We start from the raw sequence: 11,725 nt of genomic DNA, 5'->3' as shown, positions 1-11,725 counted from the left end.
CGGCAGGTGTCAGGCGACGACGTCGACTGAATCCATCGACAGTCCCGTGGCCAGGAGACGTGCTTCGGTCGCGTGCCGTTGAAAAGAATCGGCGACCGGGTTGCGTCGCCGGGCGAGCTGTCCCGATGGCGTTTCCAGCAGGTCGTGCAGGCCCATTGTCAGCAGGTGCTCGGCGCGGGGCGCCTGGGTGTGCCGCCATGTCCATTCGTACATGTCGAACAGCGGCCACCAGGTGTAGCCCACCACGTTCACGCCGTCGGCCTTGAGCTCGTGCAGCGCGGCAACGGAGGCGTCCAGCCACCGGCGTCGTTCGGCCACGGTGCCGGTGACGCAGGTCTCAGTGAGCATGACGGGAGCACTATAACGGTCGGCCCAGGTGGTGAGCACCTCTTTCAGGCCCTCCGTGCCGCTGTCTTCATAAGGGCGAGGGTCGGCGAATCCGCCGCCGTGGTGGATTCCCGCCTCAAACACCTCGGTGGAGTGCAGCGGGTAGTAGTTCACGCCCATTACATCGGGGCGAACCGGGTGCGCCCGAAACCAATCGAGCAGGGAGTCGGAGGTGCCGCCACGCTCGAGCTGGCCCAGCAGCGGGTGGTCCGGGCCTACGGCGCCGGTGACGAGGTCCTCGACGAGGAAGCCCTGGTGTCGAAGCCGGGTCACGGTGTCGACATGCTCGGGCGCGTCCAGGGCGCCGGAGTAGCGGATGCCCGCATCGACGTGCACGAAGGTGGCCCGGTCGCCGAGTACTGATGAAATCGCGTGTTGCGTTTTCACGAATCCCTCCGCGAGTGCGGTGGCAATCGACACCATCCCGGTCGGGCCGGAGAGATACGGCGGCCAGTAGGCATACTCGCCCGAGAACAGGGCGTGGATCACGGGTTCGTTGACCGGCGTGTAGTCGGTGGCGAGTTCGCCGTACCGCTCGGCGAACCGTTGGGCGTATTCGGTGACGTGGTCGGGATAGTCGGGATTGGAGAATTGGCCGTCGAGCCAGAGCGGCGTGCCGTAGTGCAGCAGGTCGATGACGGGGCGGAGTCCCAGTTCTGCGAACCGCGCGATGACGCCGTCCACCCACGACCAGTCCCACTGGCCTCGTTCGGCGGCCACTCGATGCCAGGGAACTCCCCAGCGCACCAGTTCGGCGCCGACGTCGCTGGCCAGTTGCAGGTCGCCGGCGTACTGCGCGTAGTGCTCGGTGAGTTCGTATTCGTCGATGGCGCGCTCGCCCGGGCGGGCCTGCGGCACGAAGGTGTCTTCGATGCCGACTGCGAAGTGCAGTCGGCCGTCGTTAAACCAGGTCATTAGTGCTCGTTTCGGTGCTGATGGTGAGTGGGAGTGGGCGGCGGCGTGGGCTATTTCAGGCCGCTGCTCGCGACGCTCTCAATGAAGCGCCGCTGCACCAAGAGGAAGAGGATCGCCAGCGGCAGCACGGCGATGAGTGCGCCGGCCATCATCACACCCTGCGGAACGATGCCGCCGGGACCGGTCAACAGGGTCAGGCCAGAGGTGATCGTGCCGTGGTCCGTTTCGGTGGTGAACACCAACGGCCAGAGCAGGTCGTTCCAGTTGTTGACGAAAGTGAAGATGCCCAGGGTCATCAGCGCCGGAATGGCGTTGGGCAGCACCACGCTCCTGAACACGCGGAACTCGGAGGCGCCGTCGATGCGGGCGGCGTTGTCGAGGTCGCGGGGGAGGGAGAGGAAGAACTGCCGGAGGAAGAAGATACCGAAGGCATCCGCTGCCCGCGGCAGGATCAGCCCGGCGAAGGTGTTAACCCAGCCGAGGTCGGAGACTAGCTGGTAGATCGGGATGAGCGTGGCCTGGAACGGGATCATTAGGCTGGCGATGATGACGATCAGCAGCACCTTGCTGCCCCGAAAATCGAGGCGAGCCAACGCGTAGGCCGCGAGCGAGTCGAACACCAAAGCAAACAGGGTGACCCCGCCAGCGAAGATGAAGCTGTTGCCGATCAGCCGCGCGAAGGGCAGTTCGGAGAAGATCGCCCGAAAGTTGTCGAGCGTCCACTCGGCCGGCGCGAGCGTGGGTGGAAAGGCGTTGACCTCGGAGGCCGGCTTGAACGCCGTCAACACGATGATGATCACAGGCAGCATGATCGCCGCCGTCACGACCAAGAAACCGACGAAATAGAGGGCTCGCGTGAGGCTGACTCGAGGAGGCCGCCGGCGGACGGTGCGGGAGGTGGATGCCGGGGCGTTGAGTGCCGGGCGGCTGAGGGTGCTGGTCATGAGCTGGTGTCCCCTCCACGCCGACCGAAGAACAGGAACTGTACGAGGCTCAGCAGGAGCGTGGCCACCAGCAACACATATGACAGTGCGGAGGCGAACCCGAGTTCGAGGTCCTTGAACCCGGACTGGTAGATCTCCATCACGATGGTTTGCGTGCTCCGGTAGGGCCCGCCTCCGGTGAGCACATAGATCTGATCGAAAGCCTGCAGTGCGGCGATCAAGGCGATCACCACCACGAACGCCATCGTGTTGCTGAGCATCGGGAAGGTCACATTGGTGAATCGGCGCCATCCGTTTGCACCGTCGAGCGAGGCTGCTTCGTACAAACTCTTGGGGATGTCTTGCAGGCCGGCCAGAAAGATCACCATGTAGAAGCCGAAACTCTTCCACACGGCCACGAGCACCACGGTGGGCATGGCCAGCGCCGGATCCTCCAGAACGTTGCCGATGCGGATGCCCACGGCTTGCAGCCAGTAATTCAGCAGGCCGATCTGCGGGTCGAGCAGGTACGACCAGGCGAACGCTGCCACGGCGAGTGACACGATGAACGGCAGGAACAGCGTGGTTCGGAAGAACCCGCGGAAGGGCAGCTGCGGGCTGTTTATCGCGAGGGCCAGCACCAGTGCAACCACCAGGGCCACCGGAGTGAACAACAGGGCATACAGAGCGGTGTTTCCGATCGACTGCAGGATGCTCGAATCGGTGAAGACCCGCGAGTAATTGGCGAGACCGACCCAGGTTTCCTGCCCGAAGCCGCTCGCGTCGGTGAAGGAGAGACGGAGGGCCGAGAGCATCGGCCAGCCCACAAAGGCCGTGAGGATGATCAAGCCAGGGGCCAGGAACCCGACGACGACGGCCCGCCGGCGGAAGCCGTCGTTGAGCGGTCGTCGGCCGCCGAGCTGGCCTGGAGGCCGCCAGGGTCGGCGGCGCTGCACAGTTGGAGTCGTCATCGGGTTCCGGTTCAGTTGTCCAGAGCCTGCTGCACCGCGGCCTGCGCGGCGGTGAGCAGTTCGGCGGGGTCGCCGCCGGCGAGAGCCTTCTGGGTGGCTTCGTCCACGGCGGTGAGCACGTCGGTGCTGTTGACGACGCCGGGCAGGAGAGCGCGGCTGGTGTCGGAGAATTCGGTGAGGGCGGCGACGGTGGCGTTTGCGCTGACATCTTCCGAGGTCACATCGGTGCGCAGCGCGGGCCAGCCGGATCCGAGCGACCAGAGGGTGGCGACATCCTTCTCGTTGAAGTAGGCCAGGAACTTCTCCGCGGCGGCCTGCTCGGCCTCGGTCGCCTGCTCGGTGACGGCCATCGAGACGCCGATCGCCGACGCGGCTTGGGCCTCGGGGCCGGCCGGGATAGCTGCGATGCCGTAGTTGATGCCGGCGTCGGTGGCGAGGCCCGTCATCCAGGGGCCGCCGATGTGCATGACGGCCTTGCCCGAGGTGAAGAGGGCGTCGGCATCGATGCCGTCGAGCCCGGTCGGCGAGATCGCATCCTTCTGAACGGCATCCGCCCAGTAGGTGAGCGTGTCGATATTGGCGGCCGAGTCCACTGTGGCCTTCGTGCCATCGTCGTTCGTGATCGAGCCGCCACCGCCCTCGAAGAGGCTCGCCCAGACGCCGTTGCCGACGGTGCCGTGGTCGGGCAGGGCCAGGCCGTACTGCTCGGGAGTGCCGTCACCGTCGGCATCGATCGTGGTGGCCTTTGCCGCGACGACCCAGTCGTCCCAGGTGGTCGGGAAGGTCGTGACGCCGGCTGCGGCCAGCTTGTCCTTGTCGTAGAAGACCGACAGCGGAACGAAACCGGTGGGGACGCCGTACTTGGAGCCGTCGACGGTTTCCATCGCGACGGCCTCAGTGTTCAGCTCGGCGGTGTTGCTCGTGTCATCGGCATAGAAGTCATCGAGGTTGACGAGCGCCTTCTTGGACGCGTAGACCGGCAGGCGCTCCGCCGGCATGGCGACAATCTGGGGGCCTTCACCAGAGGAGAGCGCCGTGAGGAGGGTGTCGTCGATGACGGCCCAGGTCTTGGTCTGGGTGGTGACCTTGACCTCGTCCTGCGACGCATTGAAGTCCTCGACGATGCCGTTGAGCACGTCGCCGTCGGCCTCGGTGTAACCGTGCCAGAAGGTCAGCGCGACGGGGCCGTCGCTGGCGGCGGGGATGGCGGCGCAGCCGGACAAACCGGAAACGACGACGGCGGAGACCGCAAAGGCGGCCATCAGCTTCTTCACTGGGTACCTGCTATCTGCTTCCCACGGCGCTGTCGGGAAGCTCTTGGAAGTGGACACTCGATGCAATTTACATCGATGTAAATTTGAAGGTACGCCATCGCCTGGGTGCTGTCAACACCTTCTTGTCCCAGACCGCGAAGCGGCCCCGTCAGTCGTGGAGCTGGGTCTTCACGGTGGTTGGGATAAGCCTCGCGGGGATGGGAATCGTGGACGCGCGCACCTTGAGCGAGTAGCCGACCTCCACATGCACCGACTCCGAAGCGTCGTCGCCCACTGCGATGCGGGCGAGTACGCGGTCCACGGCCAGGCGGGCGAGTTCTTCGCGGCCGGGGGAGATGGTGGTGAGGGCGGGGGTGGAGAAGCGCGCGTCTTCGATATCGTCGAAGCCAACCACGGCAACGTCCTCGGGAACCCGCAGGCCCGCCCGCTGCAGGGCGCTCATGGCGCCGAGGGCGAGGGCATCGTTGAAGCAGACCAGCCCGTCGAACCGGGTGCCGGCGGCCAGAAGTTGGGTCACGGCCGCCGCTCCATCGGAGCGGTGCCAGAGTGGCACGTCGGCGACCAGCTCGGGAGAGATGCCGAGGCCTCGAGCCGCGAGCGCTTCCGCGTAGCCGTTGAATCGCAGCGCGCTGGTGCCCACGGGCCCTTCTGGATGCGCCCCGACCACGGCGATCCGGCTGCGGCCCAGGTCGAGCAGGTGCTCCGTGGCCGTGCGGATGGCGGCGGTATTGGGCAGTGTGACGTGATCAGCGGGGCTGCCCTCGACCCAGTCGCCCAAGACCACCACCGGGAAGTCGACGGACAGGCCGCTGACGTCACCGGGGCCGAGCGCGATAGGGCTGAAGATGAGGCCGTCGATCGCGTGGCGGCGCATCGCGGCGACCGTGGCGATCTCGTCGTCGTCACTGCTGGTCTGCTCTATGAGCACGGTGTAGTCGTGGGCCTTCGCGGCGCGGATGACGGCATCCGCTAGTTCAGCGAAGTACGCCTGGCTCAGGTCGGGCACGGCGAGCCCAATCACCTTGGTGCGCCCCGACCGCAGGTTGCGGGCAGAGATGTTGATCTCGTAGTCCAGCTCGGTTACGGCGCTCATGACCCGGTCGTGCATGCGGGTGCTCACGTGCTCGTAGCCTGACAGCACGTTAGAGACGGTCTTGACCGAGACCCCGGCGAGGCGGGCGACATCCTGCATTGTCGCGGGCGAACCGTTGCCTCTCACCGTTGCCCCATTCCCCACGCGTGCTGTGTTCCGGATATCACCTCGACGGTACCTCACCGGGGCTTGCTCGTGCGGGAGCGACGGCAGCTCCGTGTTAGAACGGAACCCTTGACACCGGCCGTGGCGGTGATCTACGTTTGGCCTCGCTGGTTTACAACGATGTAAATCAGGCGGGCGAGCCTGCAATCCTCCAGAGAAAGACCACATGATGACAACGTCGTTAGCCAGCACTCCACGACCACCCCGCCGTTTCCGGCGGTGGGCCACTGCATCTACCCTGGCCGTAGCCATGGTCGCTGCGCTCGTGTCAGCCACCCCGGCGGTGGCGGTGACCACGGGTAACGGCGCGCTGGTCTATTCCCCGGCGGCGGGCACCTCGTTCAACCCCGAAGGCGGCCGTGCGGCCGGCACGACCTATTCCAAGATGATCGTTCTCAAGAACAGCGGCACCTCGAACGGGACCCAACTGGTCACCTTCGACCAACTCGTTCTGGAGAACGGGGTACAGGTCTACCCGATCTATCGCAGCACTAACAACGGAACCTCTTGGACCCGCATCGCGGCCGTCAAGCCGAGCACGCAGTTCCCGTCTCTCACCCGTACCTCCCAGCCGTCGCTGTACGAAACACCGGTTCAGCTGGGCACGATGCCGGCCGGAACCCTGCTCCTGTCGGGCATGATCATGCCCACCGATCGCTCGAGCAGCCGCCTGGTGATGTACAAGAGCCTCGACCACGGGGTGACCTGGTCGTTCGTGAGTACCGTTGACACCGGAGGGCCGGCCACGTACGACCCGAGCCCGACCTCCACCACCTCGACGGTTTGGGAGCCATCCGTCGCTGTCGACGCCAACGGGGGTCTGGTCACCTACTTCTCCGACGAGCGGCAGAAGGCCAACAACGTTTTGCAGGCGGTGAGCTACCGCCGGTCGACCGACGGCGGCCTCACCTGGGGCGGGGTGGTGAACGTTTCGGCGCCGACCAATTCGAGTGATCGCCCCGGCATGATCACTGTGACGCGGCTGCCCGATGGTCGCTACCTGGCCACCTTCGAAGTGGTTAACCGCCCGAGCCAGCAGAACAACACAGCTCCGGTGTATTTCAAGACGTCGCCGGATGGTTTGACCTGGTCACCGGAGACGAGCATCGGTACCAAGATCGTGCTCGCGAATGGGCGCGGCATCGGTTCGTCCCCCGAGGTACGTTGGGTGCCGACGGCTGGCACCGCCAACGGTATGATCGTGGTCTCGTCGAAATGGGCGCTCGATGCGTCGGGCAACATCAGCGGAGGCCAGAACTTTGTCGTCAATCGCAACCTGGGCAGCGGGTCCTGGGAGCAATTGCCGTACGCAGTGACCTACGACTCTGCGGACACCGAGGGAGGAACGTTCAGCGGCTTCGCACAGGGCTTCGATAGCAGCGCCGATGCCAAGACGCTTTACCAGGCGACCAACGTCGAGAACCTGACGACTACGTATAACGACGTCCGGGTCGGGTCCATCCCGATCAACGCCCAACAGTACGAGGCCGAGTTGGCGTCGCTCACCGACACCAGCCTTGTCACACAGCCGGATGCTAAGGGCGGCTCCAAGGTTGGCAACATCAACAACGCCACCAGCATCGTGAAATTCACGGTGCAGGTGGCGACCGCCGGAAACTACACAATGAACGTGCGCTACGACAACGGCACGGGTGCCGCGAGCACGCACACCGTCAGTGTGAACGGAGGAGCGCTCTCGTCGGTGGCGTACCCGGCCACGCCCAACTGGGGTCGCTTCGGCTGGGCGCAGAAAACGATCGCTCTGGTGGCCGGCACCAACACGATCACCTTCACAAAGGGCACTGGCTTCGCCGAGCTGGACCAAATTCAGCTCTACCAGCCGTAGTTCCTGACTCCGTTGACGCGAACGGGTACCTAAGATCAGGCCGACGTCCTGCTCGAGCCAACGGCCACGAAAAATGTTCAGAAAGGCGGGCTGTGAAACCCAGGGTCGTCGGCCCCACCCATCGGGGTGGGGCCAGACAGCCGTCCCTGATTTCCTGCCGCTTTCTGGTGATACGACTCGGACGTGCCCAAAAATACCCGAGAGAGGTTTGCGAGCGATCGGTTCGTGTGCTTGATCGTTTGAAGGACTGCCTCTCACTGTGGCGGGGTGTCACGGCCAGACGACGAAGCCGATCTGCTCGGCAGAAAACCTGCGGAAGCCGGTCGCTCAGGCACATGCTGAGGCACGGGACGTGCGGCGGAACATCCACGATCGCGGTCACCTTATACGTCGGCTACTCTGCGCCGCTGAGCGCCATATCGTTGCGCGTGTGTCGAATTCCACAGAGGGCACCCCGTCAGCTACCGCGTCCAACCCGTAGGTGTGACGTGGCGGCAACTTCGAGAGTCGTCCACATGACCAGTTTACGAGGCCTACTTCAAACCGGGCAATAAGTTCACAACAAGGTCACGGTGCGAATAGAGCGGCTCGTCCTTGAGATTAAGCCGCTCTCGCGGGACGAGGAGGCTTGTTGGTGGCGGTAGAGAGTCGCTCGGCTCCAGCCCACGAGGTGGGCCGCGTCTTCAGTGGTGCGCCCCTTCGCTCGAGCGGCGGTTGCGATCACGAGTTTGTCGGCGATGACGGCTGGGTCTGAGAGGGGCCGGCCGAAGCGGGTGCCGGATTGACGGGCGGCGGCGATGCCAGAGGTGACGCGCTCGACGATGAGTTCCCGTTCGTATTCGGCGAAAGTGGCCAGCATGTTCAGCATGAGCCGTCTGGTGGTGGCTGGGTCGATGCCGTCCGAAATGGACCGCACATTCACGCCGCGCTCGCGCAGCAGAGTGACCGTATTCAGGACATCGATCAACGATCGTCCCAAGCGATCCACCCGCCACACCATGACAGTGTCATCAGGATCGGCATACTCGAGCAACTTCGTCATCCCCGGCCGCTCAATCGCGGTCTCACTCCCGGACGGGATATCAGCGAACACATCTCGCTTCTGCACCCCGGCGGCGGCCAGCGCATCCAGCTGAAGTTCAGCCGCTGGCTCCGGGGCCTCACTGCACCTCATCAGCACCGACGGCGCCCCCATAGGCCTCGTTATGTTGACCCCGGCGCGAGCCGGAAGAGTTGGACGCCAGCCCAGCTCCTCGCCGACGTACTACGATCCAGCTAACCAGTCAGCTCATCGTACTGGCCGCGATCGTGTTTTCGCATGTTGCGGCGAATGTCTAGTTAGTGCGATCACGCTGTGGTCCGACGTGAACATCCGTGTGGCGGCCCTGTTGCTGGTGACTTCCGCGATCGGGATCGTCCCCGGGACCCTGATCGCAAAGTCGCTGCCGGCCAGCTGGCTCGGTATCCTCATCGGCGGCGTGACGCTCGCTGCTCTGGCCGCGACGGTATTCCTGCGCAAAAGCAAGCTCTTCGTAGGAGCGCGGGGCACCGGAATCGCCGGCGCCCTGTCCGGATTCATGAACGTGACCGCAGTCGTGGGCGGGCCGCCAATCGCCATCTATGCCAACTCCACCAACTGGGAGTACAAAGAGTATCTGGCCACCGTCCAGCTTTACTTCGCAGGTCTGAACGTTCTGTCGCTGCTCGCACGGGGAGTGCCTGACCTCCCGACGGCAGGATGGGCGGTCGCGGTGGGAGCCGCGGTGGCAGGTCTCGTGATCGGAAACCTCCTCAGTTCAACCATCAACGAGTCGGTCGCGAAAAAGGCGGTCCTGGCCATCGCGGGTATCGGCTCCCTAGCAACAGTGGTCCAGGGCGTGTTGACTCTTTAGAACGACCGACGAAAGCCACGATCCCCGAACGTCAACGACATGATCCGCCCAATCGCTGTGATCGGCACCGGAACGTCTTTCCTGCGACCGCCTGATGCTGACCACGATTTGGCGGGAAGAAGGAGGGCGTGGCGAGAGAGCGTCGCGGGCCCTGATTCCTCGCGGCGGGTGCTCCAGCATCCTGCGGAATGGTGATGCTCGCTGGGGCCTGGGGTTTCACTCGCTTCCCGTTGGCGCGGTCAATGGCCATGTAGGTGCCGGGTGTGGGATAGATGAAGCGCTGGAATCCGTCCTTGTCTGGTCGGCCTTTCGGCTTCATCGCCTCCGGACTCGTCTTTCGGGCGACTTCCGACGAGGGTGAGAGCACGCCTCGCCGGCGTTCCGGAAGGATTCCACCAGCCCTCGGGCGAGTATTAGGTGGCTGGCGCACAGTAACTCGGCATGCGCTTGCACTATTGCAAGCGCTTGCAGTAGCGTGACCCGAGGGTGTAGTACCTCGTTTACCGAGTTCCGCTTCCGCGGCCCACTCGCAATCGCCCGTTCCCAATGGAGCGCGTCGGCGTGGTCCGCTGGCGCGCGCGACAAGGAGTTTCATCGTGCGCAGATCAACCCGTCCGTTGTTTGCAGCGGTGGCCGGCCTGGCCCTAGTCCTGACCCTGAGCCTCGATGTAGGAGTGACAACGCCCCGGGCGGATGCGAGTCCGCCGGGTGCCAAGGACGTCACGGCGACGCTCTTCGAGTGGTCCTTCGCATCGGTCGCCCGGGCCTGCACGGATACCCTCGGTCCCAAGGGGTATGGATTCGTCGAGGTCTCGCCGGCCCAGGAGCACATCCAGGGCTCGCAGTGGTGGACCTCCTACCAGCCGGTCAGCTACAAGATCGCCGGGCGACTCGGCAACGAGGCCGCCTTTTCGAGCATGGTCAGCACCTGCCACACCGCCGGTGTCAAGGTCGTGGCCGACGCGGTGATCAACCATATGAGTGCGGGTTCCGGCACGGGCACGGGGGGCACCGTCTACAGCAAGTACGACTACCCGGGCTACTACCAGAACCAGGACTTCCACTCCTGCCGGACCCCGATCACCAACTACAGCGACCGCTCCAACGTGCAGAACTGCGAGCTCGTCGGCCTCGCCGATCTCGACACGGCGAGCACCTACGTGCAGTCCACCATCGCGGCGTACCTCAACCACCTCAGCGCCCTCGGCGTCGATGGTTTCCGGATCGACGGCGCCAAGCACATGGCCGCGGCCGACCTCTCCGCCATCAAAGCAAAGCTGACCAACTCGAGCGTCTACTGGGCGCAGGAGGTCATCGCCGGCGGGAACGAGGCGGTCCAGCCGGGCGAATACACCTCGACCGGCGATGTCGACGAATTCCGTGGGGCCTTCGACCTCAAACGCATGTTCACCAGCGACAAGATCGCCTACCTGAACACATGGGGCGAGTCCTGGGGCTACCTCGCGAGTAACAAGGCGCGGGTCTTCGTGGACAACTGGGACACCGAGCGCAACGGCTCGACCCTCAGCTACAAGGACGGCAACACTTACACGCTCGCGAACATCTTCATGCTGGCCTGGCCCTACGGCTCGCCGAACGTGTACTCGGGCTATGAATTCAGCAACACGGATGCCGGCCCGCCGACTGGCGGCACGGTCAACGCCTGCTACAGCGACGGCTGGAAGTGCCAGCACGCTTGGCGGCAGATCGCGAACATGGTCGCCTTCCGCAATACCGTGACGGGCACCTCGGTGACGAACTGGTGGTCTAACGGCAACAACGCGATCGCCTTCGGTCGGGGGAGTGGGGGCTTCGTCGTGATCAACCACGAGGGTGGCGCGATCAGCCAGACGTTCAAGACCTCCCTGCCCGCAGGAAGCTACTGCGACGTCCAGCACGGCGACCCCGGCGCGGGCGGCTCCTGCTCGGGCCCAAGCTACTTCGTCGCCGCTGACGGAACCTTCACCGCTACCGTGGGCGCCGGCGACTCGATCGCCCTGCACGCCGGAGCCCGCACGTAAGTGGATAGCCAACGCCATAGCTAGGGCTTCCGCGGCCTCGATGACTGGCCAACACCGACGTGCATTCCGTCTCAACGTGGCGATCGCGATGTGCGTTGAGGGTCGCCCAGACCAGTTCGTCGCGGTCGTACACGCCAAACACGCGAAAACCCCGGTTCCAGAGGTCTTGAGTGGCATCGGCATCCAACAGCACGTGCGGGGTGGCTGACGTGAATGGGTAGTCGGCGTTGTTTGTCTT

General features: G+C 64.6%; 9 protein-coding genes. 3 read left to right on the top strand and 6 right to left on the bottom strand.

Annotated features, from left to right (window positions below):
* Nucleotides 1-9: 9 nt before the first annotated feature.
* The 5 genes from E3T34_RS15095 to E3T34_RS15075 all read right to left on the bottom strand — a co-directional run bounded on the left by E3T34_RS15095 (nucleotide 10) and on the right by E3T34_RS15075 (nucleotide 5,662).
* Nucleotides 10-1,302: a family 1 glycosylhydrolase gene (locus E3T34_RS15095; protein WP_134343446.1), complete on the bottom strand. Its 1,293-nt coding sequence runs from the start codon at nucleotides 1,300-1,302 to the stop codon at nucleotides 10-12.
* Nucleotides 1,303-1,352: 50 nt separating this feature from the next.
* A complete protein-coding gene (locus E3T34_RS15090) occupies nucleotides 1,353-2,246 on the bottom strand; it encodes a carbohydrate ABC transporter permease (protein ID WP_134343445.1) in 894 nt (297 codons plus the stop codon).
* Nucleotides 2,243-3,196 (bottom strand): carbohydrate ABC transporter permease, encoded by a 954-nt coding sequence (locus E3T34_RS15085; protein ID WP_134343444.1) that lies wholly within the window; start codon nucleotides 3,194-3,196, stop codon nucleotides 2,243-2,245. The genes E3T34_RS15090 and E3T34_RS15085 overlap by 4 nt, the downstream gene beginning before the upstream one ends.
* An 11-nt stretch (nucleotides 3,197-3,207) precedes the next feature.
* Entirely contained in the window at nucleotides 3,208-4,527 is a 1,320-nt protein-coding gene (locus E3T34_RS15080) for an ABC transporter substrate-binding protein (protein WP_241976848.1), read from the bottom strand.
* 91 nt (nucleotides 4,528-4,618) lie between these two features.
* A complete protein-coding gene (locus E3T34_RS15075) occupies nucleotides 4,619-5,662 on the bottom strand; it encodes a LacI family DNA-binding transcriptional regulator (RefSeq protein ID WP_134343443.1) in 1,044 nt (347 codons plus the stop codon).
* A 316-nt stretch (nucleotides 5,663-5,978) separates the two neighbouring features.
* On the opposite strand from E3T34_RS15075, the gene E3T34_RS15070 reads away from it, so the two are divergent.
* A complete protein-coding gene (locus E3T34_RS15070) occupies nucleotides 5,979-7,574 on the top strand; it encodes a CBM35 domain-containing protein (RefSeq protein WP_241976850.1) in 1,596 nt (531 codons plus the stop codon).
* 556 nt (nucleotides 7,575-8,130) lie between these two features.
* On the opposite strand, the gene E3T34_RS15065 is transcribed toward E3T34_RS15070, so the two are convergent.
* On the bottom strand, nucleotides 8,131-8,748 hold the full coding sequence (locus E3T34_RS15065; RefSeq protein WP_134343460.1) for a recombinase family protein: 618 nt from the start codon (nucleotides 8,746-8,748) through the stop codon (nucleotides 8,131-8,133).
* A gap of 31 nt (nucleotides 8,749-8,779) precedes the next feature.
* Here E3T34_RS15065 and E3T34_RS15060 point away from each other — a divergent pair, with 31 nt between their 5' ends.
* Together E3T34_RS15060 and E3T34_RS15055 are read left to right on the top strand one after the other, a co-directional pair.
* Entirely contained in the window at nucleotides 8,780-9,466 is a 687-nt protein-coding gene (locus E3T34_RS15060) for a sulfite exporter TauE/SafE family protein (protein ID WP_104102319.1), read from the top strand.
* 596 nt (nucleotides 9,467-10,062) lie between these two features.
* Nucleotides 10,063-11,487 carry an alpha-amylase family protein gene (locus E3T34_RS15055; RefSeq protein ID WP_241976852.1) on the top strand — a complete coding sequence of 475 codons (1,425 nt, stop codon included), beginning with the start codon at nucleotides 10,063-10,065 and terminating at the stop codon, nucleotides 11,485-11,487.
* Nucleotides 11,488-11,725: the final 238 nt, after the last annotated feature.

The sequence above is a fragment of the Cryobacterium sp. TMT1-62 genome, assembly GCF_004403145.1.
GTDB lineage: Bacteria > Actinomycetota > Actinomycetes > Actinomycetales > Microbacteriaceae > Cryobacterium > Cryobacterium sandaracinum.
Note: the sequence above shows the minus strand (reverse complement) of the source record. Positions and strands in the feature narration are given on the sequence as shown.

Coding starts and splice junctions, on each gene's coding strand:
- E3T34_RS15095 (WP_134343446.1), bottom strand. CDS start 1,302: ATGACCTGGTTTAACGACGGCCGACTGCACTTCGCAGTCGGCATCGAA.
- E3T34_RS15060 (WP_104102319.1), top strand. CDS start 8,780: ATGTTGACCCCGGCGCGAGCCGGAAGAGTTGGACGCCAGCCCAGCTCC.
- E3T34_RS15065 (WP_134343460.1), bottom strand. CDS start 8,748: ATGAGGTGCAGTGAGGCCCCGGAGCCAGCGGCTGAACTTCAGCTGGAT.
- E3T34_RS15070 (WP_241976850.1), top strand. CDS start 5,979: ATGGTCGCTGCGCTCGTGTCAGCCACCCCGGCGGTGGCGGTGACCACG.
- E3T34_RS15075 (WP_134343443.1), bottom strand. CDS start 5,662: ATGCAGGATGTCGCCCGCCTCGCCGGGGTCTCGGTCAAGACCGTCTCT.
- E3T34_RS15090 (WP_134343445.1), bottom strand. CDS start 2,246: ATGACCAGCACCCTCAGCCGCCCGGCACTCAACGCCCCGGCATCCACC.
- E3T34_RS15085 (WP_134343444.1), bottom strand. CDS start 3,196: ATGACGACTCCAACTGTGCAGCGCCGCCGACCCTGGCGGCCTCCAGGC.